Origin of the sequence: Methylomonas subterranea, assembly GCF_024505185.1 — a bacterium.
Taxonomy (GTDB): Bacteria; Pseudomonadota; Gammaproteobacteria; order Methylococcales; family Methylomonadaceae; genus Methylomonas; species Methylomonas subterranea.
Genome location: NZ_JANIBJ010000003.1, coordinates 138,807 through 164,396, shown reverse-complemented (window position 1 = coordinate 164,396; position 25,590 = coordinate 138,807). Strand labels below are relative to the sequence as shown.

At 55.8% G+C, this 25,590-nt stretch carries 28 protein-coding genes; 14 read left to right on the top strand and 14 right to left on the bottom strand.

All coding sequences use genetic code 11. The annotated features are described in order from the left end of the window. Window positions 1-76: 76 nt before the first annotated feature. From galE to NP590_RS02790, 5 genes are all read right to left on the bottom strand, one after another. Window positions 77-1,123, bottom strand: coding sequence for a UDP-glucose 4-epimerase GalE (gene galE, locus NP590_RS02810; protein ID WP_256600680.1), 1,047 nt, complete (start codon window positions 1,121-1,123; stop codon window positions 77-79). A gap of 18 nt (window positions 1,124-1,141) precedes the next feature. Further along, the gene (ttcA, locus tag NP590_RS02805) at window positions 1,142-2,023 is read right to left on the bottom strand and encodes a tRNA 2-thiocytidine(32) synthetase TtcA (protein ID WP_256600679.1); all 882 of its coding nucleotides are present in this window, start codon (window positions 2,021-2,023) and stop codon (window positions 1,142-1,144) included. A 48-nt stretch (window positions 2,024-2,071) separates the two neighbouring features. Then, window positions 2,072-3,292 carry a beta-ketoacyl-ACP synthase I gene (gene fabB / locus NP590_RS02800; RefSeq protein WP_256600678.1) on the bottom strand — a complete coding sequence of 407 codons (1,221 nt, stop codon included), beginning with the start codon at window positions 3,290-3,292 and terminating at the stop codon, window positions 2,072-2,074. Between the two features lie 9 nt (window positions 3,293-3,301). Then, entirely contained in the window at window positions 3,302-3,817 is a 516-nt protein-coding gene (fabA, locus tag NP590_RS02795; RefSeq protein ID WP_256600677.1) for a 3-hydroxyacyl-[acyl-carrier-protein] dehydratase FabA, read from the bottom strand. A gap of 76 nt (window positions 3,818-3,893) precedes the next feature. Next, the gene (locus NP590_RS02790) at window positions 3,894-5,810 is read right to left on the bottom strand and encodes a transglycosylase SLT domain-containing protein (protein ID WP_256600676.1); all 1,917 of its coding nucleotides are present in this window, start codon (window positions 5,808-5,810) and stop codon (window positions 3,894-3,896) included. A gap of 90 nt (window positions 5,811-5,900) precedes the next feature. Between NP590_RS02790 and NP590_RS02785 the strand changes: the two genes are divergently transcribed. The 4 genes from NP590_RS02785 to NP590_RS02770 all read left to right on the top strand — a co-directional run bounded on the left by NP590_RS02785 (window position 5,901) and on the right by NP590_RS02770 (window position 9,886). Beyond that, a complete protein-coding gene (locus tag NP590_RS02785; protein ID WP_256600673.1) occupies window positions 5,901-7,697 on the top strand; it encodes an ABC transporter ATP-binding protein in 1,797 nt (598 codons plus the stop codon). Then, window positions 7,697-8,551 (top strand): PHP domain-containing protein, encoded by an 855-nt coding sequence (locus NP590_RS02780; RefSeq protein ID WP_256600672.1) that lies wholly within the window; start codon window positions 7,697-7,699, stop codon window positions 8,549-8,551. Before NP590_RS02785 ends, NP590_RS02780 begins: the two co-directional genes overlap by 1 nt. A 326-nt stretch (window positions 8,552-8,877) precedes the next feature. Then, window positions 8,878-9,414: a glycine cleavage system transcriptional repressor gene (locus tag NP590_RS02775; protein ID WP_256600671.1), complete on the top strand. Its 537-nt coding sequence runs from the start codon at window positions 8,878-8,880 to the stop codon at window positions 9,412-9,414. A gap of 4 nt (window positions 9,415-9,418) precedes the next feature. After that, window positions 9,419-9,886, top strand: a complete 468-nt coding sequence (locus tag NP590_RS02770) for a peroxiredoxin (RefSeq protein WP_256600670.1) — start codon at window positions 9,419-9,421, stop codon at window positions 9,884-9,886. A 6-nt stretch (window positions 9,887-9,892) separates the two neighbouring features. Here the strand turns inward: NP590_RS02770 and NP590_RS02765 are convergent, their stop codons facing one another. After that, complete coding sequence (locus NP590_RS02765; RefSeq protein ID WP_256600669.1) at window positions 9,893-10,384, bottom strand: YchJ family protein; 492 nt, start codon at window positions 10,382-10,384, stop codon at window positions 9,893-9,895. 103 nt (window positions 10,385-10,487) lie between these two features. On the opposite strand from NP590_RS02765, the gene NP590_RS02760 reads away from it, so the two are divergent. The 5 genes from NP590_RS02760 (at window position 10,488) to NP590_RS02740 (ending at window position 14,389) form a co-directional block, all read left to right on the top strand. After that, a complete protein-coding gene (locus NP590_RS02760; RefSeq protein ID WP_256600668.1) occupies window positions 10,488-11,717 on the top strand; it encodes a dicarboxylate/amino acid:cation symporter in 1,230 nt (409 codons plus the stop codon). Between the two features lie 177 nt (window positions 11,718-11,894). Continuing rightward, window positions 11,895-12,647 (top strand): MotA/TolQ/ExbB proton channel family protein, encoded by a 753-nt coding sequence (locus tag NP590_RS02755; RefSeq protein ID WP_256600667.1) that lies wholly within the window; start codon window positions 11,895-11,897, stop codon window positions 12,645-12,647. A gap of 2 nt (window positions 12,648-12,649) precedes the next feature. Beyond that, window positions 12,650-13,528 (top strand): MotB family protein, encoded by an 879-nt coding sequence (locus NP590_RS02750; RefSeq protein WP_256600664.1) that lies wholly within the window; start codon window positions 12,650-12,652, stop codon window positions 13,526-13,528. 18 nt (window positions 13,529-13,546) lie between these two features. Then, complete coding sequence (locus NP590_RS02745) at window positions 13,547-14,143, top strand: PilZ domain-containing protein (protein ID WP_256600662.1); 597 nt, start codon at window positions 13,547-13,549, stop codon at window positions 14,141-14,143. 54 nt (window positions 14,144-14,197) lie between these two features. Next, entirely contained in the window at window positions 14,198-14,389 is a 192-nt protein-coding gene (locus NP590_RS02740; RefSeq protein WP_256600661.1) for a hypothetical protein, read from the top strand. A gap of 101 nt (window positions 14,390-14,490) precedes the next feature. Here NP590_RS02740 and NP590_RS02735 read toward each other — a convergent pair whose 3' ends face one another. The 3 genes from NP590_RS02735 to NP590_RS02725 form a co-directional block, all read right to left on the bottom strand. Further along, window positions 14,491-15,210 (bottom strand): glycoside hydrolase family protein, encoded by a 720-nt coding sequence (locus NP590_RS02735; protein WP_256600660.1) that lies wholly within the window; start codon window positions 15,208-15,210, stop codon window positions 14,491-14,493. A 110-nt stretch (window positions 15,211-15,320) separates the two neighbouring features. After that, window positions 15,321-16,757 (bottom strand): Re/Si-specific NAD(P)(+) transhydrogenase subunit beta, encoded by a 1,437-nt coding sequence (gene pntB, locus NP590_RS02730; protein ID WP_256600659.1) that lies wholly within the window; start codon window positions 16,755-16,757, stop codon window positions 15,321-15,323. A gap of 12 nt (window positions 16,758-16,769) precedes the next feature. After that, entirely contained in the window at window positions 16,770-18,323 is a 1,554-nt protein-coding gene (locus NP590_RS02725) for a Re/Si-specific NAD(P)(+) transhydrogenase subunit alpha (protein WP_256600658.1), read from the bottom strand. A 210-nt stretch (window positions 18,324-18,533) separates the two neighbouring features. Between NP590_RS02725 and NP590_RS02720 the strand changes: the two genes are divergently transcribed. From NP590_RS02720 to NP590_RS02705, 4 genes are read left to right on the top strand one after another with little or no spacing between them, the layout of a single operon-like run. Continuing rightward, window positions 18,534-19,466: a GGDEF domain-containing response regulator gene (locus tag NP590_RS02720; RefSeq protein WP_256600656.1), complete on the top strand. Its 933-nt coding sequence runs from the start codon at window positions 18,534-18,536 to the stop codon at window positions 19,464-19,466. Beyond that, window positions 19,463-20,392, top strand: coding sequence for a hypothetical protein (locus NP590_RS02715; RefSeq protein ID WP_256600655.1), 930 nt, complete (start codon window positions 19,463-19,465; stop codon window positions 20,390-20,392). Before NP590_RS02720 ends, NP590_RS02715 begins: the two co-directional genes overlap by 4 nt. Continuing rightward, complete coding sequence (locus NP590_RS02710) at window positions 20,392-21,069, top strand: HAD family hydrolase (RefSeq protein ID WP_256600654.1); 678 nt, start codon at window positions 20,392-20,394, stop codon at window positions 21,067-21,069. Before NP590_RS02715 ends, NP590_RS02710 begins: the two co-directional genes overlap by 1 nt. 32 nt (window positions 21,070-21,101) lie before the next feature. Beyond that, entirely contained in the window at window positions 21,102-22,061 is a 960-nt protein-coding gene (locus NP590_RS02705) for a beta-ribofuranosylaminobenzene 5'-phosphate synthase family protein (protein WP_256600652.1), read from the top strand. A 7-nt stretch (window positions 22,062-22,068) separates the two neighbouring features. Here NP590_RS02705 and soxZ read toward each other — a convergent pair whose 3' ends face one another. Next, entirely contained in the window at window positions 22,069-22,383 is a 315-nt protein-coding gene (soxZ, locus tag NP590_RS02700; RefSeq protein ID WP_256600651.1) for a thiosulfate oxidation carrier complex protein SoxZ, read from the bottom strand. After that, window positions 22,383-22,841, bottom strand: a complete 459-nt coding sequence (gene soxY, locus NP590_RS02695; RefSeq protein ID WP_256600650.1) for a thiosulfate oxidation carrier protein SoxY — start codon at window positions 22,839-22,841, stop codon at window positions 22,383-22,385. The genes soxZ and soxY overlap by 1 nt, the downstream gene beginning before the upstream one ends. Window positions 22,842-22,958: 117 nt before the next feature. Between soxY and NP590_RS02690 the strand changes: the two genes are divergently transcribed. Then, on the top strand, window positions 22,959-23,153 hold the full coding sequence (locus NP590_RS02690) for a hypothetical protein (RefSeq protein WP_256600649.1): 195 nt from the start codon (window positions 22,959-22,961) through the stop codon (window positions 23,151-23,153). Window positions 23,154-23,284: 131 nt separating this feature from the next. On the opposite strand, the gene NP590_RS02685 is transcribed toward NP590_RS02690, so the two are convergent. Genes NP590_RS02685 through nagZ form a run of 3 tightly spaced genes read right to left on the bottom strand, consistent with a single transcriptional unit; the run spans window position 23,285 to window position 25,561 of the window. After that, on the bottom strand, window positions 23,285-24,037 hold the full coding sequence (locus NP590_RS02685; RefSeq protein WP_256600648.1) for an S-methyl-5'-thioinosine phosphorylase: 753 nt from the start codon (window positions 24,035-24,037) through the stop codon (window positions 23,285-23,287). Continuing rightward, on the bottom strand, window positions 24,034-24,579 hold the full coding sequence (locus NP590_RS02680; protein ID WP_256600647.1) for a hypoxanthine-guanine phosphoribosyltransferase: 546 nt from the start codon (window positions 24,577-24,579) through the stop codon (window positions 24,034-24,036). The genes NP590_RS02685 and NP590_RS02680 overlap by 4 nt, the downstream gene beginning before the upstream one ends. Next, window positions 24,572-25,561 (bottom strand): beta-N-acetylhexosaminidase, encoded by a 990-nt coding sequence (nagZ, locus tag NP590_RS02675; protein WP_256600703.1) that lies wholly within the window; start codon window positions 25,559-25,561, stop codon window positions 24,572-24,574. Before nagZ ends, NP590_RS02680 begins: the two co-directional genes overlap by 8 nt. Window positions 25,562-25,590 lie beyond the last annotated feature (29 nt).

The following is a 25,590-nucleotide window of genomic DNA, read 5'->3' as shown; positions in this document are numbered from 1 at the left end:
GAAGGATTCAAGTATCGATCGGAGATACCTAATCATGCATTAGAAGCCGGTTTTTCGAAAGCGGTTTGTCTATCGATCAGTTATAGCCGTCGGGATTGGCGTTTTGCCAGCGCCAGAGGTCTGTCAGCATTTGTTGCAGATCCCGTTCAGCCTTCCAGTCCAGTTTTTCTAACGCCAAAGTCGGGTCGGCGTAGCAGGCGGCGACATCGCCGGGTCGTCTGGGCGCGATTTGGTAGGCTACCGACTGTCCGGTGACCCGGCTGAAGGTGTTGATCATGTCCAATACGCTGTAGCCGTTGCCGGTGCCGAGATTGAAGGCCTCGCAAAGCATGGCGTCGTGGTCTTGTTTCAGCAGATAGCGCAAGGCCTTGATATGGCCTTGGGCCAGATCGACCACGTGAATGTAATCGCGTACGCCGGTACCGTCATGAGTCGGGTAGTCGTTGCCGAACACCGAAAGCATCGGCAGTTTGCCGATGGCGACTTGGGACAAATAAGGCATCAGGTTGTTTGGGATGCCGTTGGGATCTTCGCCTATCAGGCCGCTATGGTGAGCGCCGATGGGATTGAAATAGCGCAAAATGGCAATTTTCCAGCGGTGTCGCGCCTGATTGAGCTTATCCGCCGCGCCGGCATCGCGCAAAATTTCTTCGATGAATAATTTGGTGCGGCCGTAGGGGTTGGTGGCTTGTAACGGAAAATCTTCGGTAATTGGTACCGTGCGCGGGTCGCCATAGACGGTGGCCGATGAGCTGAATACCAAGTGCTTTACGCCATGTTCGGCCATGGTTTCCAGCAAGACCAGGGTACCGCTAATGTTGTTTTGGTAATAGGTCAGCGGCTGCTGGCAAGACTCGCCGACGGCTTTCAGGCCTGCAAAGTGGATGACGGCATCGATGGCGTGGTTTTGGAAGATGCGGATCAACGCCGCCGCATCGCGGATGTCGGCCTGATAAAACGGAATGCGGCGGCCGGTGATTTTTTCTATTCTGCGTAGGGACTCTATTTTGCTGTTGCCGAGGTTGTCGACGATGACGACTTCGAAACCGTTGTCAATCAGTTCGACGCAGGTGTGGCTACCGATGTAACCGGCACCGCCGGTAACCAGAATGGTGTGTGGCATGATTGGGTTTCCTGGGGGTTAGCGTTCAAGAATGTCCAGCCCCGCTTCGCCGGCATAGGCGTTTGCGCAATCCGGGGATGCGTCCACGGTCATGGCGGCAGCGGGGTCGCGCCGCAAACCGGCAAAGTCGAACAGGCCGGTGTCGGCCATCTGCGAGGGGGCGATATTTTGCAAACTGGCGAATATGGTTTCCAGCCGGCCCGGAAATTGTTTGTCCCAGCCCGCCAGCATCTGTTTCATGGCCTTGCGCTGCAGGTTTTCCTGCGAACCGCACAAATTGCAGGGAATGATGGGGAATTTCTTAAAGGCCGCGAAGCGGTTGATGTCCTTTTCCCTGCAGTAGGCCAGGGGGCGGATGACGATGTTTTGCTTGTCGTCGCTGAGCAGTTTGGGCGGCATGGCTTTCAGCTTGCCGCCATGAAACAGGTTCAGAAAAAAGGTTTCGATGATGTCTTCGCGGTGGTGGCCCAGGGCGATTTTGGTGACATGATGTTCCCTGGCAAAGCCGTACAAAGTGCCTCGGCGCAAGCGCGAGCACAAACTGCAGGTGGTTTTGCCTTCCGGAACGATGCGCTTGACGATGCTGTAGGTGTCGTGTTCTATAATGTGGTAGGGCACGCCTATCGATTTCAAATATTCCGGCAGCACGTGTTCGGGAAAGCCCGGCTGTTTTTGATCCAGGTTGACGGCGATGATGTCGAAGCCTACCGGTGCGGTTTTTTGCAAGTTCAGCAGAATGTCCAGCATGGTATAGGAATCCTTGCCGCCGGATAGACAAACCATGATTTTATCGCCGTCTTCTATCATGTTGAAATCGGCGATGGCTTCGCCGACGCAGCGGCGCAAGCGCTTTTGCAGCTTGTTGAATTGGGTGCGGGATTTTTGCTCTAAGTCGGACATGGCGTAATGATACGGACAGCCGGCGCCGAAAACGCCGGCTGTCGAGGTTTAACCGTTATAACGCTGGAAAATCAGCGTGGCGTTGGTGCCGCCGAAGCCGAAGCTGTTGGACATGATGGTGTTTAGCGTCACATTGTCCCGATACTCGCGCACGATGGGTATGCCGGCCGCCTGCGGATCCAGTTCGCTGATGTTGGCGGAGGCGCTGAGGAAGTTTTCCTGCATCATTAACAGCGAATAAATCGCTTCGTTGACGCCGGCGGCGCCCAGGGCGTGGCCGGTCAGCGATTTGGTCGAGCTGACCGCCGGTACCTTGTCGGCGCCAAATACATTACGCAAGGCTTCCAGCTCGCGGGTGTCGCCCACCGGCGTGCTGGTACCGTGGGCGTTGATGTAGTCGATGGTATCGGTCACCGTGGACATGGCTTGCTGCATGCAGCGCACCGCGCCTTCGCCGGACGGTTGCACCATGTCGTAACCGTCGGAGGTGGCGCCGTAGCCAACCAGCTCCGCGTAGATTTTGGCGCCGCGGGCTTTGGCGTGTTCCAGTTCTTCGATCACCAGCACGCCGCCGCCGCCGGAAATCACGAAGCCGTCGCGGGTGGCGTCGTAGGGGCGGGACGCGGTGGCCGGAGTGTCGTTGTATTTGGACGACAATGCACCCATGGCGTCGAACAGTACCGACATGGTCCAGTGCAGTTCTTCGCCGCCGCCGGCAAACACCACATCTTGCTTGTTCAACTGGATCAGCTCCATGGCGTGGCCTATGCAATGCGCGCTGGTGGCGCAAGCGGAACTGATGCTGTAATTGACGCCCTTGATTTTATAAGGCGTGGCCAGACAGGCGGTATTGGTACTGGACATGGCGCGCGGCACCATGTAGGGGCCGACTTTTTTGACGCCCTTGGAGCGCAGAATGTCGGCCGCGTCCACCACGTTGGAAGTGGAGGGACCGCCGGAACCCATTACCAAGCCGGTGCGGACGTTGGAAACTTCTTCTTCCGCCAGACCGGCGTCGGCGATGGCCTGAGCCATGGCAACGTAGTTGTAAGCGGCGCCGTCACCCATGAAGCGTTTGATTTTGCGGTCGATGACTTCGTCCAGATCGAGATTGACCGGCGCGTGGACATGACTTCTGAAACCCAGTTCTTGGTATACGTCCGCATGCACCACGCCCGAGCGTCCGGCTCTGAGCGATGCGACGACTTCGTCCCGGTTATTGCCGATGCTGGAGACTATGCCTAAACCTGTTACGACCGCGCGTCTCATGCTGGATCCTTAAAAATCTTGAGTGGAAGTAAACAAGCCGACCCGCAAATCGGTGGCTTCGTAAATTTGCTTGCCATCCACTTCCATGGTGGCGTCGGCTATACCCATCACCAGTTTGCGCAAAATAACCCGTTTAAGGTCTATTTTATAGGTGACTTTTTTGGCGGTGGGCAGTACCTGGCCGGTAAATTTGACTTCGCCGCAACCCAGGGCGCGGCCCTTGCCGGGGCCGCCCAGCCAGCACAGATAAAAGCCCACCAGTTGCCACATGGCATCCAGGCCCAGGCAGCCGGGCATGACGGGGTCGCCTTGGAAATGACAGTCGAAGAACCACAGATCGGGTGTAATATCGAGTTCAGCTATGATTTCGCCCTTGCCGTATTTGCCGCCTTCTTCGGACATATGCGTGATACGATCCATCATCAGCATGGGAGGGAGGGGGAGTTGCGCGTTTTTGGGGCCGTATAATTCGCCGCGACCGGACATCAATAACTCTTCGCGCGTGAAACTGTGCTGTTTCTCCATTTAAATCTTTACCTGGTAAATAAGCTGAAAACTCCTCCCATTATCCAATAGTCGGGTTAAAAAATCAGCTCAATTTTTAGCCGGGCGAGATTGTCCGCATTAAATCCGCTATTTTTAAGCCGTCCCGGTTCAGGCGCCGCTGGTAGATCAAAGTGTACATTAGTACCGACGAGACATAGCCGCGAGTCTCCTTGTAGGGTATGGTTTCTATCCAGATGTCGGCCGGCAAGGCTTGATCCTTGGGCAGCCATTGTTTGACGCGGTTGGCGCCGGCGTTATAGGCCGCCGTCGCCAATACGAAATGGCCGTCGAATTGGCTCAGTACTTTGTTGAAATAATAACTGCCGTAACGAATATTGATGTCGGGGTTGAGTAAATTGAAGTCGTTGCGCCAGTCTTGCCCCAACTCGCCGGCAATTTGCCGGGCGGTTTTGGGCATCACTTGCATCAAGCCGATGGCGCCGGCGGGGGAGCCGGCAAATTCGTCGAATGCGCTTTCCTGCCTGATCAAGGCGAAAACCAGCGCCGGATCGAGCCGGTTGCGTTCGGCGTTGTCTTGAATTTGCTTGTTGAACCAGAGGGGGAAGCGCAGTTCCAAATCGTCCCATTGCCGGGCCTTGGCCAGCGTGAATATGGCCATGGACGGCCATTGCCGATCTTGCGCCAGCTTGGCCGCTGCCTGTAATTGACGATTATCCAGGTCGGCGACGGCATGCCACCATTGCCCGGCGGCTTCGGTTTTGCGATCCATCGCCAACAGTTCATCGACGACCCGAAACGGAGCGGATTTTTGTAAGGCGTCGACTTCCCGTGCCGAGACGCCGACCGGTTGATGGTTCAGCTGTATGTCCCGTCCCAAACGCTCGGCGGCCAGAAAGCCGTAAAATCCCCGGTGCGTGGCAAGGGTCTGAAAGATGGCGGCGGCTTCTTGCGCTTGGCCGGTGGCGTCCAGGGCCCTGGCTAGCCAATATTGCCATTTGTCGTCCTGTCTGGCAGTTTCCGGCAAATCAGCAATCGCCGCCCGCGCCTCGTGCCACTGTTGTTGGTTCAGCGCGGCCCTTACCCGCCACTCCCGGGCGGACTCGTCATCGCCGGCAAACCTGGTCAACTTGGCGTAAGCGCGTTTGTCGCGGCGGAAGGCTAGAGCCATGCCCAGGCGCTTTTCAGTATCGGCCACGATTTCGGCGGGGAGATTCAACGATTTGGCATGCGCATCCCAGGCCGATAACGCGGCCAGCGGGTCGCTTTCCAACCAGCGGCCCATGGCGTGCGCAAACAGCGGGCCGGCTTGCGCATCGTCTTGCCGCCAGATCTCTGGCTGGGTAAGCAATTGCGGTTGCTCATGCAACTTTAGCCATGCGTCGGCCAGGGCCCGCTCCCGTTGGTCGAACAGCGTCAGCAGTTGTTTGGCCAAAGCGGCGTTGTTCAGTTTCAGGGCGGCGCGGAAGCGCTGCCGGATCAGATCGGGGGTCAACCATGTCGAGGTTTGCGGGAGTTCGAAGAGTGTCTGGCAGGCCGGGGGCAGGCTTTTACCGCTCAGCCAGAATTGCTTGGCGCTTTCCAACGCGGCTTGCGTTTCTCCGCCGGCATATTGGGCCTGGGCATAATAACAGCGTAATTCCGTATCCTTGCTGTGATTGAAGTACTCGATAAAGGTGGGCCATTGCCGCTGTCGGCCCAGATGGGCCATCCACTTGCGGTGCAGCAAGGACGCATAGCGGGTGTCGGCGTGATCCAGCAAAAACGCCCGCACGGATTTTTCGTCGTCCAGATGATTGGTCAGCCATTGGTATTGCAGATAGGGATAGAGCGGGTAAGCCTTCAATGTATTCGCCAGGGCAAAATAATCGTCTTCCCTGTCTTGCTTGATGTATTGTTCGGCCTGCAGGAAAGCGCTTCGCAGGGCGGTCAGGCCGCGCTCGCCGTTCGCCGCGGCCGACATGCCGAAAGCGGCCAGACAGGCCGTCATAAACAGGCGGGCCACGAATTTCATGCAATTCCTCAATAAACGCAAACCGGAATGGTTTCTGCCAACGAACATAAACCATTATAATCACCTCAGCTTAATCCATTCAGCCTAACATTGAAAAAACCATTCTCTCCCGGCGACCTCCGTTATTCCTGGCATTACATTTTTCGCATAGCCCTGGAGCATAAAAAACATCTGCTGGCGGGACATCTCATTGCCGTGCTGGCCACCGTTGCCAGCGTGCCGGTGCCCTTGCTGATGCCATTGTTGGTGGATGAGGTGTTGCTGCATCATCCTGGCTTGGTGTTGCGCACGGTCGATCCGTTCCTGGCCGCCGAATGGCGGCAGCCCGTCGTCTATATTGCAGGTGTATTGCTGCTCAGTTTGTTGCTGCGCCTGTTTGCCTTGGTTCTGAATATCATCCAGACCCGCCAGTTTTCCAATATCGCCAAGGACGTGATCTTTCGGATCCGCCAGAGCCTGGTGCATCAATTGCAGCATATCTCGATGTCGGAATACGAAAGCCTGGGCAGCGGTACCGTGACGGCGCACATGGTGACCGATCTGGACACGCTGGATAATTTCATCGGCACCACCATCGGCAAATTGCTGGTGGCCTGCTTGACCGTGCTCGGCACGGCCTTGATCCTGCTGTGGATGCATTGGCAGCTGGGCTTGTTCATCATTTTTTTGAATCCGGTGGTGATTTATTTCGCCAAATCCATAGGGTCGAAAATCAAGGATTTAAAAGCTAACGAAAACAAGGCCTACAGCGTGTTTCAGCAGGCCTTGAGCGAAACCCTGGAAGCCATCAACCAGATTCGCGCCAGTAACCGCGAGGAACACTATTGCCGGCAATTGATCGCCAGCGCGCTGGCTGTGAAAAACCATTCCACCGTCTTCGCCTGGAAAAGCGATGCGGCAATCCGCCTGAGTTTTCTGACTTTTTTGTTCGGCTTCGATATTTTTCGCGCCACCGCCATGCTGATGGTGCTGTATTCGGATCTCAGCATAGGCGAAATGCTGGCCGTGTTCGGTTACCTGTGGTTCATGATGGCGCCGGTGCAGGAGATACTGGGCATACAACAGGCTTTTTACGCCGCCAAGGCCGCGCTAGCCCGCGTCAACCAGCTGACCTTGTTGCAACGGGAACCGGACTATCCGCATCTGGAAAACCCCTTTTTGGCGGCCAAGACCGTATCCGTTACCGTGAAGGACTTGCATTTCAGTTACAAGGACGAGCCGGTATTGAACGGCATCAATCTGCACATCCGGGCCGGCGAAAAAATTGCCCTGGTGGGCGCCAGCGGCGGCGGCAAATCCACTCTGGCGCAGACCTTGATCGGACTTTATCCGCCCAGCCAGGGCATGATTTATTTCGACGGCGTGCCGATAAACCGCATCGGCCTGGATGTGGTGCGCGAGCATGTGGCAACCGTGTTGCAGCATCCGGCGCTGTTGAACGATACCATCCGGGCCAATTTGACCCTGGGACGCGACATAGACGACAGCGAACTCTGGTACGCGCTGGAACTGGCGCAACTGAAGGCCACCGTGGCCGAGCTGGCGCACGGGCTGGATACCGTGGTCGGGCGGCAGGGCATGCGTCTGTCGGGCGGCCAGCGGCAGCGCATGGCGATTGCGCGCATGATAGTCAGCAAGCCTTCGGTGGTGATTTTGGATGAAGCCACTTCGGCGCTGGATAGCGAAACAGAGTACAAATTGCATCAGGCCCTGAGTGAATTTTTGAATGGCAGAACCACTCTGATCATTGCCCATCGCCTCAGCGCGGTCAAACAGGCCGAGCACGTCTACGTGTTCGAGGAAGGGCAAATCTGCGAGCAGGGTCGGCACGAAGCCCTGATTCAGCAAAACGGCCTGTATGCAAAACTATACGGTGAATATCAATAATGCCGGACAAATACGATTTACATTGCCACTCCACGGCGTCCGACGGCGCGTTGGCACCCGCCGAGGTGGTCAGGCGCGCCCATCTGCAAGGCGTGACGGCGTTGGCCTTGACCGATCACGATACCACGGCGGGTCTACAAGAAGCCGCGCGAGCAGCCTCGGATTGCGGGATGCGTTTCATACCCGGCATCGAATTATCCGCTATCCATGCCCATCAATGCCTGCACATCATCGGCCTGAATATCGATGCGGCGCAGCCCATACTGGTCGAGGGACTGGTCCGGCAACAAAACCTGCGCGAGCAACGCGCGTTGAAAATAGCCGAAAAACTGCATAAAAAAGGTATGGCCGGGGCTTATGAAGCCGTGACGCAAGCGGCGGGCAGGGGTGAAATCACCCGCTCGCATTTTGCCGATTTTCTGGTTGCGCAAGGCTATGTCGCCAGCCAGCAGGATGCCTTCGACCGCTACCTGAGCAAGGGTAAGCCGGCCTTCGTTCCCACCCAATGGGCAGGACTCGACGAGGTGGTGGATTGGATACGCGCGGCGGGCGGTATCGCGGTGTTGGCCCATCCCCTGCGGTATAACCTGAGTTTCAAATGGATGAACAAGGCGTTGTCCGCCTTTAAACAATTCGGTGGTCAGGGCGTGGAAGTGGTGACGGGGCGAGCCTCGGACGATGACATTCGGCTGAGTCTGAAGATGGTTCAACAGCATAAACTGTTCGCGTCGGTCGGTTCGGATTTCCACACCCCGGAAAATCCATGGGTTGAATTGGGCCGATTGGCGCCCTTGCCGGCCGAGGCGTCCCCTGTCTGGTCGCTGTTTCCTACCGCTGCGGAATTTTTAGCTTAGGATTCCATTCCTAACAACTTCCCGGTTGGTCCCCTGACCCTAACGATCATGAAGCCGGTGCATCGCCCCGGCCCATGAAAGCACCCTTCAGGAGGGATAGGGAACAAAACGCGGAAGTAATTTTGGGCGGGATCCCCGGAAAACCGCGGGGCTGTTCGGTTTTTACCCTTGCGACGGGTTTCCCCGCGCGGCTCGACGATTTTGGCGAGCCCGCGCTTGGGCAAGCGTTTGCGGCGATATTCGCGCGCATTCACTTATTGCTTAATGCATATTGGTTTCATGATAATGATGCTAAACTTTCGCATCACCTCAAGGGGCACATCAATATGCAGTTAGCAATCACCGTGTTAGGGACCAAAACCGATGGCTTGATCACTGAAATCCTTTCGGCGGTCAGTGCCTGTCAATGCACGATTACGGAATTGCGCACCGCCAATCTGATTGAAATCACCTCGATTTACGGCCTGATTGACGGTAACTGGAATCACATCGCCAAATTGGAAGGTTTGCTGGAAGGTTTGCGTCAGCGTTTTCAAGTGCAGATCATGCTGCTGCGTCCGCAGGAGAACGCGACGGAACTTGCCGCCCCGCCCGAAGGCGTTCCCTATACCCTGGAGACCATCTCCATGGATAAAAAGGACTTGCTGTACGAAATTACTTCGTTTTTGGTGGCGCGCGGTATATTCATCGATGAAATCAGCGCCAGTCTGCATCCGGCCATGTTGTTCAGCAACCCGGTGTTTTCCACCCGTTTCACGTTGCTGGTGCCGCCCGATGTGAGAATCTTGTCGTTACGCGAGGAATTTCTGGATTTTTGCGACAGCCTGAATATCGACGCCATTCTTGAACCCATCAAACGTTAACTGTATGACTACCGTATCTCCTGGCCAAGCCGTACCCAATTTTCAACTTCCCGCCACCGGGGATAAATTGCTGTCGTTGGCGGATTTTGCCGGCAAAAAGCTGCTGTTGTATTTTTATCCGAAAGACAATACGCCCGGCTGCACTCAGGAAGGGCAGGCATTCAGGGACCATATCCAACAATTTGAGGCCTTGAACACGGAAATTCTCGGGGTTTCCCGCGATAGCGTGAAGATGCACGAAGGTTTCAAATGCAAACAGGCGTTTCCGTTTGATTTGTTGTCCGATCAGGACGAACAGCTATGTCAGTTGTTCGATGTGATCAAAATGAAGAACATGTACGGCAAACAAGTGCGCGGCATAGAGCGCAGCAGCTTTTTAATCGACGAAAATGGCGTGCTGGTAAGGGAATGGCGCAAGGTCAAGGTCAAAACCCATGTCGAGGAAGTTTTGCTGGCCTTGCGGCAACTGTGATGAGTTTCAGCGGCCGCAGCAGCGTTTGAACTTTTTACCGCTGCCGCAAGCGCATGGCGCGTTTCCGCCACTGTTGGCGGTTTGGACTTTGCCGGCCGCCTTGATTACGCCATCCAGATAAAACCAGTCCTGTCCGGTTTTTACGAACCGGCTGATTTCGTGCAAGCAGCAATCCTCGCCATCCTGCCGGTAAAACGCCTTGAATTCCACAATCCCCTTGCCGTCATGGGCCGCGCCTTTTTTACAAGCCACTATTTGCAAACTTCGCCAATCGGCGGTCTCCCTGGAAAAGTCCAGGTCCGCCGGTCTGCTGCCGATATCCCAGCTGTCCAGCAAATAAGCGGCATTGCGGAGGGCGTATGCGCTAAAGCGCGAACGCATCAATTCCAGCGCCGTGGCCGGTCGGCGTTCGCGCTTGTGAAAGGGTCCGCAGCAGGCGGCATAAGCCTGACCGGTGCCGCATAAACAGGTTTCGGTGTCGGATGTATTGTTCGTCATGAGCGGATTTTACCGAATAATTGACGCCGCGCGGGCATCGGCGCGCTACCATGAGAGCCGTTGACATGATCGTTGTATCCAAGGGGGAAATGTGCATATTGCCTTGAACACTCAAATTCTGCTCGGTGCCCTAGCGGGAATTGCCCTGGGCTTGCTGTTCGCGCGGGTCGGCCCCGATGCGCAAGGCGTTGGGCAAGGTATTTATCTTTGCGGCTTGGTCGGCAACCTGTTCATCGATTTGCTGAAAATGGTACTGGTGCCGCTGGTGTTTACTTCCATTGCGGTAGGGGTGGCCAATTTGCGCCAGCACAGCCAGTTGCATCGGGTCTGGATATCCACCCTGGGTTTTTTTGTGCTGTCAATGCTGTTGGCGATTTTATCGGCCCTGGCGGCCGCTAACTGGTTCGAGCCCGGCAAGGATTTGCATCTGGATTTGTTCCCGGGCGCCCGGCATGAAATCGCCGCCCAGCATATGAGTTTCGCTGAGTTTTTCGCCAATTTTCTCCACGGTCTGTTCGTCAATCCCTTTGCGGCCCTGGCGCAAGGCAACGTATTGGCAATCGTCATGTTCGCCTTGCTGTTGGGGATTGCGCTGGTGATGGGCGGCGAACGTTACCGTAATATTCTGCAACTGCTGCGGGAAGCTTTGGAGCTGATGTTGCGCATGGTGGGCTGGATCATGCGGTTGGCGCCTTTCGGCATATTCGCCTTGCTGACAAAGCTTCTGGCCACGCAGGATATGGCGGTACTCGGCAGCCTGGCGCATTTCGTGGCGGTAGTGCTGGGCACGGAATTGTTCCACGGTTTTGTGGTCTTGCCCTTGCTGCTGATTTTGATCGCCAAAGTCTCGCCGATCAAATTTTTCCTCGGCGCCCGCGAGGCCATGATTACCGCTTTCGCCACCAGTTCCAGTTCCGCCACCTTGCCGGTAACACTGCGATGCACCGAGCAGCATTTGCATGTCAAGGGCGGCATTGCCGGTTTTGTGATTCCGCTGGGCGCCACGGTCAATATGGATGGCACGGCCCTGTACGAAGCGGCGGCGGCATTGTTCATAGCCAATTTGGCGGGCATAGAGCTGGATATGGCTCAGCAATTGATAGTGGTGTTCACCACCATGTTGGCCGCCATGGGCGCGCCGGGGATTCCCAGTGCCGGCATGGTGACCATGGTGATGGTGTTGCAATCGGTCGGCTTGCCCGCCGAAGCCATCGCCATTCTGTTGCCCGTCGATCGGCTGTTGGATACCTTCCGCACCATGGTGAATGTGGAGGGCGACATGGTTGGTAGCTTGGTGGTGCAGCGTTGGGTAAACGAAACCTCCTCGCGCTGACAGGCCTTAGACATCATCGATTCGTCGGGCGATCCGGTCTTGTTCGATCAGCATGGCGGCCGAGTGGCGACTTGCGGAACAGTGACGAAAACCAAACATGCCGGGCTGCGGAAAGTTGCTATTTCGGCTATGCTGACAGGGTTTTGAATAACGGTATTCCAAGAGAGAGGATAATAAGTGGATATTGCAACATTACTGGGGTTTATTCTTGCTGTAGCGATTATCAGCGCCGCGATCGTAACCGGCGGCAGCATCATGTTGTTTATCGATGTGCCGTCGATATTGATCGTTTTTGGCGGTACCTTCGGTGTGTCCTTGATGCGTTTGCCGATCAGCGATTTTCTGCGCTCCTTCGGCGTGGCCGGCCGGGCGTTCATGAATAAAAAAATCGACCCCAATGTATTGATCGAAGAAGCGGTCGCCCTGGCCGATATGGCGCGTAAAAACGGTTTGCTGGCGCTGGAATCGGCGGAGGTGTCCGATCCTTTCATGAAGAAAGGCATACAGTTGTGCGTGGACGGTTACAATCCCGAATTCGTCAAGAATTTGCTGCAGCAGGATATCGATTTGATGGTCAGCCGCAACGAGGTCGGGCAGAGTATGTGGAAAGGGGTGGCCGATCTGGCGCCGGCGATGGGCATGATAGGCACCCTGGTGGGCTTGGTGCAGATGTTGGCGAATATGTCCGACCCGTCCGCCATCGGGCCGGCCATGGCGGTGGCTTTGTTGACTACCCTGTACGGCGCGATGATAGCCAACGTGTTTGCCCTGCCCATGATCGATAAACTGGCCAGCGTGCAGAATTACGAAAAAGCCAACAAGGAGTTGGTGATGAACTTCATAGCCAATCTGCAGGAAGGCACCAACCCCAAGGTTCTTAAAACCTTGCTGAATACTTACGTGTCCGAGAAAAAACGTCTGGAGGAGTGAGTATGTCCGATTGTCCGAAATGTCCTCCGGTCGGCGCGCCGGCCTGGTTGGCGACTTTTGCCGACCTGATGTCCCTGTTGATGTGTTTTTTCATATTGCTGCTTTCGATGGCCAGCATGGACGTGGTCAAATTCAAAAAGGTCGCCGACTCCCTCAAGGAAGCCTTCGGCGTGCAGCGGGAGATCCAGGTGGAGCAAATTCCGATGGGTACCAGCGTGATCGAGCAGCATTTCAGTCCCGGCCAGATACAGCAGACGCCGCTGGAAGAAATCCGTCAATCCACCGAGGAGGAAAAGGAGCAAATCGACACGCCGGAGGATATGGATATCGCGAAACAAAAAGTCATAGAGGCAACCCTGAAGGAAATCGCCGACGAGGCTGAAAAAATCAAGCAAAAATTGAACGCCGAAATCGAGCAAGGCTTGGTAACGGTGGAAACCAACGGCTTTCGTATCGTGATCCGCATCAATGAAAAAGGTTCGTTTTCGTCCGCCAGCGCGGTATTGAAACCTGGGTTTGAACCGGTGATGGATAAGATCACCGAATCCGTCATGGAATCGAAGGGTAAGGTCATCGTGGCCGGACATACCGACGATATCCCTATCAAAACCGTCATGTACCGGTCGAATTGGGAGTTGTCTTCCTCGCGGGCCGTCACCGTGGCGCAATACATCCTGGAAAAACAGCACATCGACCCGCACCGGTTTTTAATCGAAGGCCATGCCGATACGCATCCCTTGCTGCCCAACGATTCGCCGCAAAACCGCGCCGTGAACCGGCGGGTGGAAATCGTGCTAGCGCGGGACGAGGCATTTTTGAATGACCGAAATCAGGCCGTTGAAACCCTGCAAATGGACGCAACTCCAGATATCAAACCGTAATGCCAAGGAATTACCATTATGCTTAATGCAACAGCCGAAAGACGACGATTTTTCAGAATAAACGATAAGGTCAGTTTGTCGTATCGGCAAATCGACGAAGCAACAGCCAGTCTGGGCTTGCAATCCACCGGATTGATCAGCAGCGAGTTTTCCCTGTCCGCCACCTTGGACGTATTGTCGCAAGAAGCCCAGCGTGTTATGGCGCGACTGGAAAAACAAAGTCCCGAGCTTCTGGAGTTATTTCGTATTCTGGATGCCAAAGTGACCGCCGTGGCTCAGGCCACCATGTTTATCGGCAGCAATGTCAACGCCGATGACTGCCGGGTGGTCAATCTAAGCGCTTCCGGATTCGCCTTCGATCAAGCCGAGCCGCTGGGCATCGGACAAAATCTGGCCATCGAGATTTACTTGCCGACTTCCCTGGCCTTGATTTTGGTATATGGGCGAGTGGTTAGTTGCCGGGCCAGCGATACCCAGGCGGGCGAGCCGGAACAATATACCGTCAGTGTCGACTTTACCCATGTGCGGGAGGAGGACCAGGAGTTATTGATCAAACATGTGGTGCGTGCGCAATGGCAACAGTTGCGGGAAAACAAGGCCAAGCCTGAATTCTGAACGCAAGAAGCGCGCGGCGGTCTTTCTTTACCTGAGTCCTGATCCGGAAAAACCATGAAACGTTACAGTGAAGATTGTTCATTATGCAAGGTCATGAGAAGCATGGCGTTCAGCGGACTGGGAATGGGTGTTGGGGCCGGCGGCGCCTACTTGTTGGGAGCCGGCAGGCAGGATATGGTGTATGCGGGCATAGTGGTCGCCGCCATGGTCGTATTCGGATTCCTTGGGCGTAAAACCAAAAGCTAAGGATTCCGCCCGCAATAACTTCCGCACACAGTTCCCTCTCCTCGCGGGAGGGTAGGGTGAGGGATATAGAGAGGGAATCCCAAGCTAAGCGCTGGCAGGTATCAGGGTTGCAGCACCTTTAAAAAATCCATGGCTACCCAGCCGTCAATCGCCCCGTCGCCTTCCGTATCGATGGCGGCCCAAGCGTCTTTCTCCCGCAGCACATAAACCCGGCTGTCCTTGGGTAGTACCCTGATAATGTCGAATTCAGTGCCCGCGCCGCCGCGCACGCGCAGGCCGTCGCGCGCCACAACGCTGTATACCGTGCGCGCATCGTCCGCCATGACGATCTGCGGCATGGCGTCGCTGTTGAGAAACTCGTCGTTGTTATCGGTTTCCAGCCACAGTTGACCTTCCGCTGCCCTGCGCTTGACCAAGCCCGGCAAAGCCACCTTTTTACCGGTTTTGGGGTTTAGGGCTTTTACCCATTTAGCCAACTCACTGGGCACGCAGTCGTAATCCCCGCTGTTGAGGCGGCGTAACAAAGTGCTGGAAATCAGGCTGCCGACGCCGGCATTGAACACGAAGCTGGCCAGGGCCGCGAATTGGTTGTCGTGCAACGGTACCCGGACATGTTTTTCCACTTGTTCGCCGCATTGGCCCAAGTCTTGTTCCAGCAGTTTGTCGGCCTCGGCTTCGGTAATTTTGTCGCCTTTCTTGACGCCCTTGGTATGGCCGTAACCTATGGTCCATACCCCGGCCGGACACAGATAGGCTTCCAATTTCAAGCCTTCGAAATTCCGGACCAGTGCCATGCCGGCCGAATTTATCTTTCTCGCCATGATGATCGCTCCCGTGTTTTTATTGGTCAGGGCTGTTTGCATTTCAACGCCCGGCAATCATGCTCAAAAAGGGCGATAGCCGGGGGATATCGCCCTTTTTTTGCCTCGGACTACTCTTGCAGCGCTTTCAGCAAGGCCTGCAACCTGTCGTTGGCATCCCCAAACAGCATGCGGGTGTTTTCGTGCACGAACAATGGGTTGCCCACGCCGGCATAGCCGGAGGCCATGCTGCGTTTCATGACTATCGTAGTGCCGCTTTTCCAGCATTCCAACACCGGCATGCCGGCGATCGGACTGTTTGGGTCGTCCAGTGCCGAAGGGTTGACGATGTCGTTGGCGCCGATGACGATGGACACATCGACTTCGGGAAAATCCGCGTTGATTTCATCCATTTCCAGCACGATGTCGTAAGGCACCTTGGCTTCCGCCAGTAACACATTCATATGGCCGGGCATGCGGCCGGCAACGGGATGAATGGCAAAACGGACTTTTTTACCCTGGCTGATCAATAACTTGGTGATTTCGTTCACGGTGTGCTGGGCTTGCGCCACCGCCATGCCGTAACCGGGAATGATGACGATGTTTTTGGATTCGCGCAGCAATTGCGCGGTTTCCTCGGCTTCGATGGGCTGGATTTCGCCTTCCACTTCCGCCGCCGCGCCGCCGCCCACGCTGCCGAAACCGCCGGCAATCACGCTGAGGAAATGCCGGTTCATGGCGCGGCACATGATGTAACTCAAGATCGCGCCGCTGCTTCCGACCAGCGCGCCGGTGACGATCAGCAAGTCGTTACTGAGCATGAAGCCGGTTGCCGCGGCGGCCCAGCCGGAATAGCTGTTCAGCATGGATACCACCACGGGCATGTCGGCGCCGCCGATGGCCATGACCATGTGTACGCCGAAGACCAAGGCAATAAGCGTCATCAGCAGCAAGGCCAAAACCGGACCGTTGAAGATGGAATTGTCGAACAGGTGATTGCCGAATATTGGCGTGCCGGTTTCGTTGCTGACTAAAAATTGTTGCCCCAGAATTACGGTGGCAATCAGCAGCAGCAGGTTCAACCAATGGCGGGCGGGCAGCAAGACCGGTTTGCCGGTGATTTTGCCGCACAGCTTGCCGAAGGCGATCACCGAGCCGGAAAAGGTCACGGCGCCGATAAAAATGCCGATGTAGATTTCCAGTTCGTGGATGGTTTCTTCGACGCCGGTCAGCACGATACCGTGATCCATGAAGCTGGCGTAACCGACCAATACCGCCGCCATGCCGACCAAGCTGTGCATCAGCGCCACCAATTCCGGCATTTGGGTCATTTCCACCCGGGAGGCGGCTAGGGCTCCGATCGAACCGCCGATCAACAAGGCGCCGGCCAGTATGGCATAAGCCGTAACGTGAGCGCCCAACACGGTGGCGACAATGGCAATCGCCATGCCCAGCATGCCGTAATAGTTGCCTCGGCGAGCCGTTTCCTGATTGCTAAGGCCGCTGAGGCTCAAAATGAACAGAATCGATGCCGCAATATACGACATGGTGACTAAACCTTGTGACATGAGTGTTTCCCCTTATTTTCTGAACATTTCGAGCATGCGGCGAGTCACCAGAAAGCCGCCGGCAATGTTGATGGCGGCAATCAGGATGGCTACTCCGGACAGGACGGTAATCACCAGATTGTCGGGTGTCGATACCTGCAGCAGCGCGCCGATGACGATAATGCCGCTGATGGCGTTGGTGACGCTCATCAACGGGGTATGCAGCGAAGCCGAAACGTTCCAGATCACCTGATAGCCGATAAAGCAGGCCAGCACGAATACGGTGAAATGCTCCAGAAACGAATGCGGCGCCACGGCGCCGATGCCGAACATCGCCGCGCCGGCCAGCAATATCGGCAACAGCTGCGACAGCAGGGATTTGGGTTTCTCCGCCTTGACTTCCACCGCCGGGGCCTCGGTCAACGGTTTGTGGGAGCCGGTCAATTTGGGCGGCGGCGGCGGCCAGGTAATCATGCCTTCCTTGATCACGGTGGCGCCGCGTATCACTTCATCTTCCATGTTGACGTTGAGGACGCCGTCCTTGCCGGGGCAGAGGTCGCTCAGCAAATGCCGCAGGTTGGTGGCGTATAACTGACTGGATTGATTGGCCAGCCGGCTGGGTAGGTTGGTGTAGCCGATGATGGTGACATCGTGCTTGACCACGATACGATCTTTTTCGGTCAAGGCGCAGTTGCCGCCTTGTTCCGCCGCCAAGTCGACGATAACGCTGCCGGGTTTCATCGATTTCACCATGCCGGCGGTAATCAGTTCCGGTGCCGGCTTGCCGGGAATCAACGCGGTGGTGATGATGATGTCCACTTCCATGGCTTGGCGGGCGAACAAGGCCATTTCGGCTTCGATGAATTCCTTGGACATGGTTTTGGCGTAGCCGCCGCTGCCGGAGCCGTCTTCCTGAAAATCCAGCATCAGGAATTCGGCGTCCATGCTCTCGATTTGTTCTTTCACCTCCGGACGGGTATCGAAGGCGCGGACGATGGCGCCCAGGCTTTTGGCTGTGCCGATGGCCGCCAGACCCGCCACCCCCGCGCCTATCACCAGTACCTTGGCCGGCGGCACCTTGCCCGCGGCGGTGATCTGGCCGGTGAAGAAGCGGCCGAAATGTTGGGCGGCCTCCACTACGGCCCGGTAGCCGGCAATATTGGCCATGGAGCTTAGGGCGTCCATTTTTTGCGCCCGCGACATGCGCGGCACGCTGTCCATCGCCAGTACGGTGGCGTTTTTGGCGGCCAGTTGCTGCATCAACTGCTCGTTTTGGGCCGGCCAGATAAAGCTGATCAGGTGCTGGCCCGGCCGCATGAATTCCACTTCGTCGATGGCCAATTCCGGATGGCGCTCGGGCGCTCTAACCTTCATAATGATATCGGCTTCCTTCCAGACGGCTTTCGCATCCGGCAGTATGGTAACCCCTGCTTCACGATAGGCCTCGTCGCTGATATTGGCCAATGATCCGGCGCCGCTTTCGATGCACATCTCAAAGCCGAGTTTGATGATTTTGTCGGCGGCTTCGGGGGTGGTGGCTACGCGTTTTTCACCTTCGTGGATTTCTTTGGGTACGCCAATTTTCATGAATAGCTCCTTTGGTGGTCAGGCATGAGTCGAATAGTTTGCTATGCTTTCTTTTATTTATCGGACTTGAGAATAGGGGATTGATCTGCTTTTATCAAATTGTTTTCGTGGCTGTATAAAGTTGTCCCTTTTCCGCGGTTGTTCGCTTGCGACCTTCCCCGGGCATGAAAAACAGGGGGCTGGAATAGATGAAATGGAAAATTGTCCGGTATGAAAATTTTGGTCGTGGATGACAGCAAATCCATCAGGATGTTGGTGGCCGAGTGCCTTAAATCGTTGGGCCACGAAGTGGCTTACGCGGAAAACGGGGCGGATTGTCTGCAGTTCGTGGCCGACAACGACGTGGATCTGATTTTGATGGATGTCGAAATGCCGCATATCAACGGTGTCGAAGCCACCAAGGCGATCAGGGAAATCAAGAAGGACGACTGGTTTCCGATAATTTTCCTCACCTCGCACAGCGACGACGATGCTTTTGCCAACGGCATTCTGGCGGGGGGAGATGCTTATCTGCTGAAACCGCTCAACCCGCTGCGGATTCAATTGACCGTGATTGCGATGGAGCGTATTTATCTGATGCGGCAAAAGTTGTACGCCGCCCAGCAAAAGCTCCAGCAAGCCAACCTGGAATTGGAAAAACTGTCTCTGTTCGATCAATTGACCGGACTAGCCAACCGGCGGCAATTCGATAACATCCTGAGCAGACAGTTTGCCTGGGCCAAGCGGGCTAAATCGCCCTTATCGGTGATTATTTGCGATGTCGATTACTTTAAAATTTATAACGACAGATACGGCCATCCGGCCGGTGACGCTTGTCTGAGCCAAGTTGCCTCCTGCATTGCCGCGCAGGTAAAACGCCCGATCGATTTGGCCTGCCGCTATGGCGGAGAGGAGTTCACGGTGATTTTGCCGGAAACCAATTTACAAGGCGCGCGGGCAGTTGCCGAAATGATCAGGCAAGCGGTTTTCGACCGGCACATTCCCCATGCCGGTTCCCCGATAGCCGACTGGGTCAGTATGAGTCTGGGTGTTGCTACCTATAACGGACAATATCCGCAAGGCTCGGATATTACCAAGGCCGCGGACGAAGCGCTGTATAAAGCCAAACAACTAGGGCGTAATCGGGTGGAGGTGGCGGTATGAATTATCAGGCCAAGGATTTTGTATTAACCGACCAAGGATTGTTGTTTGCCGTGGTGGCCGATGGACTGGAGTCCGGCAAAGTCTTGTGTTTTTTGCGTTATATGTACCGAAACGGCCAATGGCAAAAAGTCGGCACCGAGGTGGCCAATGCATTTTTGCGTGAATATTTCCCGGAATACTTGTATTACTCGAGCATGCTGGACACGCAACTGCATGCGGTGGATACGGCGTCCGTCAGCCAACATTTTCAACCGGGCAAGGTTTTGCAAGAGTTGCTGCAATTGGAGGTCGCGGATCCGGTCATCAACGATTTACGCCGTTTATGCGGTTTGCTGAAGGCAAATCATTTGGATCTCGGGCAATTCGGGGTGACCGGCTCCATCTTGGTCGGCATGCAAAACCACGCTTCCGACATGGATCTGGTTTGTTACGACAGAGCCACCTTCCATCGGGCCAGGAATATCATTCAGGCTCTGATTGCCAAGGATCAAATTCAAGCCTTGAACGATGACGATTGGCTTGGCGCCTATCAACGCCGCGCCTGCGATTTTGCCTTGGACGAATACATCTGGCATGAGCAGCGTAAGTACAACAAAGCCATCTTCAACCAGCGTAAATTCGATTTATCCTTGAAGCTGCCCGCCGTTGTCGACGACGGCCGCCAATTTCAAAAAGCCGGTTTTGTCCGTATCCAGGCCGGAGTTATCGATGACAGCCTCGGTTTCGATTACCCGGCCGAATTCGTTATCGATCATCTTGAAATTGCCAGCGTGGTGTGCTTTACCGCAACCTACGTCGGTCAAGCCAAGGCGGGAGAGCGGATTGAAGTTTCGGGGCAGTTGGAGGTGGATGAACAAGGCCGCCGCCGCGTGGTGGTGGGTTCCACCCGGGAGGCGATAGGGGAGTTCATTCGGGTTTTGCGCTGATGACAAAGCCTGCTTTTCAAGCGGTTATTTTCGACCTGGATGGCTTGGTACTGGATAGCGAGAGCGGTTATTTCGCCGCTTGGCAACAGGCGGCCGCGCAAATGGGTTATCGCTTGAGTCAGGCATTTTGCCAGTCGCTTTCCGGCTCGCATGGTCGGCGGATCAACCAGCGTTTGGCGGAGCGCTTCGGCCGGGATTTTGAACTCGAGCAATTTCATGAGCTGAGCAATCAAATTTGGCGGGAGCGGGTCGGTCAGACGGGCATACCGGTCAAAAAAGGCTTTTACCAAACCCTGCAATGTATAGAAACTTTACAAATGCCGTATTGCCTTGCCACCAACAGTAGGCGAGGGGATGCGGAACAATGTCTGGCATGGGCCGGTTTGGCGGGGGTGTTTGCCAAGTTGATTTGCAGGGAGGATGTCGAAAACCCCAAGCCCGCCGCGGATATATTCCTCAAGGCCGCCGAAACCATCGGTATTTCCCCGCAATGCTGTCTGGTGCTTGAGGACTCTCCGATAGGCGTCGCGGCGGCCGTCAGCGCGGGTTGTACTTGCCTGTTCGTGCCTTCGGTATTGCCCGCCGATCCAGATGCGTCGGGCATGGCGCATCGCGTATTGCCGGATTTGTGTGCGGTGGCGGATTTTATCTCGGCGGCAATGGTTGATCCGCTATAATGCCGGCTGTTTTTTGATACGGAATTGAGGTCGTGAAACCGCACTGCGAAAAAGTCACCGTTCTGGCGCCGGCCCGCTTACATATGGGGTTTATCGATTTAAGCGGTGCGCTCGGTCGGCATTTCGGCAGCATTGGGGTGGCGCTTAACGATATCGATACCCGTCTGACCTTGTCGCCCGCCGATGGGCTGAGTGTAAAGGGGCCTTGCGCGGAGCGGGCATTTAAGGCCGCTCGGCAACTTTGCCGGCTTTTAAATTTGCCGGAAAATATGCAAATCGATTTGTCATCCGCCATTCCCGAACACATCGGTTTGGGTTCCGGTACCCAAATGTCGCTGGCGATTGGCGCCGGCCTGAACGCTTTTTACGATTTGGGCCTGAGCGTGCGGGAGATTGCCAGGCTCAGCGCGCGCGGCGCCCGTTCCGGTATCGGTATCGGCGTGTTCGAACAGGGGGGATTGGTGGTCGATGGCGGGCGCGGCCCGGATACCGCGACGCCGCCGCTACTGTCGCAAATGCCGGTACCGGAAAACTGGCGCTTTATCCTGGTTTTCGATCGCCGCGGGCAGGGTTTGCACGGCGAGCAGGAGGTCAGCGCGTTCGGCCAACTGCCGCCTTTTCCCCGTGCCGATGCCGAGCGGCTTTGTTATCTCTTGCTGATGCGGGCGCTGCCGGCGCTGGCGGAGGGTAATCTGACCCTGTTCGGCGAGGTGATTACCGAGTTACAGACCGCCGTTGGACGGCATTTCGCCCCGGTGCAAGGCGGCATCTTTACCAGTCCGGAAGTGGCCGCGGCCATGAGTTGGCTGCAACAACAGGGCGCGGTAGCCATAGGACAAACATCCTGGGGACCCACGGGGTTTTGCGCGGTTGAAAGTCCTGGCTTGGCCGACAGCCTGTCGGCCGATTTGCAAAGCCGTTTTACCTCGGAACATTTGCACTTTCAGGTTGTGAGTGCCCGTAACCGGGGTGCCGAACTTACCCGGCAATAACTAGCTTTCATTCCAGCAGCAGCTCGGCGCTATCGCTGTTATCGAGATTATCCAGCCAACGCACTGTTAGCCGACCGCCGACCGGGTGGTTTTTCAGGCGCAGACTGAAAAACGGATTCATGGACATGCTGCCGCCCAGATTGGCCGTCAGAATGGTTTTGTCATTTAACTGAACCACCAATTCGCGGATGAAGTGTGCCGGAATCAGGTTGCCGCTGACCGGGTCGCGGTTGCGGCCGTTTTCCATGGGATGGCTGATCAACAGTTTAATTTCCGTGCAGTTCGCCAGCCGCCGGCCGCGGATTTTTATGCTCGCTTCCATCAGCCCGTCCCGCAACCGCCCTGCATGACCTTGACCCAACGCCGATTGCGCAGCCAATTTTCGCCCTGCCGGGCAATGACTGTCACATGACTACTTTCAGCCATTTTGATGCGCGCGGTCAAATAAACCGCCAACGATGCATCCAGCTCGATTTCCGCCGCCAGCGGCGTGGGATTTTTTTCCACCCACAGATAAAGCCGCTGAATATCGGATAAGTCGCTGCTGACGGTGATCGGCACCACGGCGCCGTTTTCCGCTATTTCGGGCAGAGAGATTCGGATGGCATCGCTATCTCTGATCGCTTGCTCGCCATGGACCCGTTGAAATTGGCTGGTGAAATCGCCGGCGGCGAACAGGGATGCGGGCCAGGCGGCTAACGCGGTTTTTGCGGTTAACAGGTGGCTGGAAATGGCGGCGGCGGCTCGATAAGCGACGCGTAGAAATTGGCGACGAAGCATGGTTTAAAAACCCTGAATAAGTTGATGTATATCAAAAAAATTGGAAGTTGCTTTGATATCTTAACTACCGTTGATTCATCAACGCCATTTTAACAACTAACAACAGGAAGGCAGAAAATGAGTGAAGTTCAAGAAAAAGATAATTTCTGGCTCTACATCGCGCTGGCAGTAGTAGTGGTAGCGGGCGCCGTATTGATGGTTAAAAATGCCGAACACGAAAAGTATGCCACGGCGGCCAAAAACATAGCAGCGGATTCCAGCAATTCTGCCTATCGTAACGACGTATTGCACAACGGCGGCAATACCAAATAAGCTTTCTTATGCCAACACGGGGAAATTTATTTTCCCGTGTTGAGCGTCTTTCTCTTCATTCGATTCCAGCGTCGGAATCATTGCGGGCCGATTCGAGATAAGCAGAGTTACTGGCTTTGCGCCACTTCGGTTTATACCAGCGTCAATTCCGGTAACAGGCTGATGGCTTTGAGCAGGTCGACGGCTTTAGCCATGCCTACTTGCAGATTTTTTTCGATTTCCGCCATGGTGATTTCGCCCGCCACGATGCCCGCCGCCCAGTTGGCGACCACCGAAATATTGGCATAATTCAAGTCCAATTCCCGCGCCAGTGCCGCTTCGGGCATGCCCGTCATGCCGACCAGATCGCAGCCGTCCTGAGCCATGCGCTTGATCTCCATAATGGTTTCCAGTCGCGGACCTTGGGTGCAGCCATAAGTGGCGACTTCCGTAATTGCGATACCGCTGTTGTGCGCGGCCTGCAGGATGCGTTTGCGCAGAGTAGCGGAGTAGGGTTCGCTAAAGTCGATATGGGTGACATGCTGCAAATCGTCGGCAAAGAACGTATGTTCGCGGCCGTAACTGTAATCGATGATTTGATCGGGGATGGCGATATGGCCGGGAGCCATCAACGGACCTATGCCGCCAACCGCGGCGACGGCAATGATATCGGTCGCTCCCAGTTCTCTCAGGCCCCATATGTTGGCACGGTAGTTGATTTTATGCGGCGGAATCCGATGCGGATTGCCATGCCGGGCTAGAAATATCAGCTGTTTGCCGTTGATCTCGCCGAACACATAGTCGGCCGAAGGGGCGCCGAAAGGGGTTTCCAGACTTTGTTGGCCGGTAATTCTCAGCCCGCTGATTTGGGTCAGGCCGGTGCCGCCGATAATTGCCAGTGTCATAAAATATCCTTGCAGGCATAAATACCCGCCGCGTTTCTGAGATAACCCTTGTAATCCATGCCGTAGCCGAACAGATAATGATTGGCGACCCGTAACCCGACGAAATCGGCGTGTATGGGTTTGTCGCAAGCCAGATCCTTTTCCAATAGCACCGCGCTGTAAATTTCAGCGGCGCCTTGCTCGGCGCACCAGTCCACGATGGCTTTCAAGGTATGGCCCTCGTCCAGGATGTCGTCCACGATCAGCACGCTGCGGTCGCGCAGCGGCGTGGTGGGTTGGAACAGCCAGTGTATGTCGTCGCCACTGGTTCTATTGCGGTAACGGCTGGCGTGTAGGCTGTCCAATGTCAGCGGAAAATCCAGTCGGGGCAGCAATTTGCCGGTGACGATGATGCCGCCGTTGATGACGCATAGCACCAGCGGATTCTTGTCCGCCAGTCGTTGGCCGATCTCGACGGCCATGCGGTCTATTGCCGCTTCGACACTGGCTTCGTCGTGCAGCAAAACCGCGTTTTGTTTGACTAAATTGATTTCCTTAAGCATAAGCCTCGGTAATTTGTTGGATTTGCGCGGCGGTTTGTTGCCATTTTTCCGAATTTAGCAGGCTCCGCCGGTCATGGCGCGGTCGGCCCCGCATGGCCAGCAATCGGCGCTCCCGCTCGCTGTTTTGCGTGATCGGCAGTTTATCCAGCACCTGCTCGGCGGCGGCCGGGTTATTACAAACCAACAGCATATCGCAACCGGCTTCTTGGGCCAGTCGGGCCCTATCCAGGAAATCGCCGACCCCGGCGGCGCCCTCCATGCTCAAGTCGTCGCTGAAAATGGCGCCGTCAAAACCCAGTTCTTGCCGCAGAATTTGTTGCAGCCAAATTCTGGAAAAACCGGCCGGCAGTTCATCGACTTGCTTGTACACCACATGCGCCGGCATGATGCCTTCCAGGCCCTGTTCAATCAGCACCTGAAACGGCAACAGGTCGCGGGCCCGAATCTCCGCCAAGGGGCGACTGTCTACCGGCAGGGCCAAGTGCGAATCCGCCGCCACCGCGCCGTGGCCGGGAAAGTGTTTGCCGGTGGCGGCCATGCCGGCCGAGCGCATGCCGCTTACAAAAGCGGCGGCCAATTGGGCTGCCTGCTCGGGGTCGCTGGAAAACGAGCGGTCGCCGATAATTTGGCTGATCCCGCAATCGACATCCAGTACCGGGGCAAAACTGAAATCGACGTCTACCGACAACACTTCGGCGGCCATCAACCAGCCGGCCGCTTCAGTCAATACCGGGTTTCCGGCATAACAAACTGCCGGCGGCAGGCGGGTAAAGCCGGCTTTAAAGCGTTGTACACGGCCGCCTTCCTGATCGACGGCTACTAAAATATCGCCCTGGCGGGCAGCGCGGATAGCCTTGACCAAGGCTTGAGTCTGCTCTGGATTGTCATGGTTTCTGGCGAACAAAATCACCGCGCCGGTATTGGGGTGATTGATTTTTTCCTTATCCAAGGCGGACAGGTCGTGGCCTTCCAGGTCTATCATGACCGGGCCTGGTGGGAGAGCTCTCATGG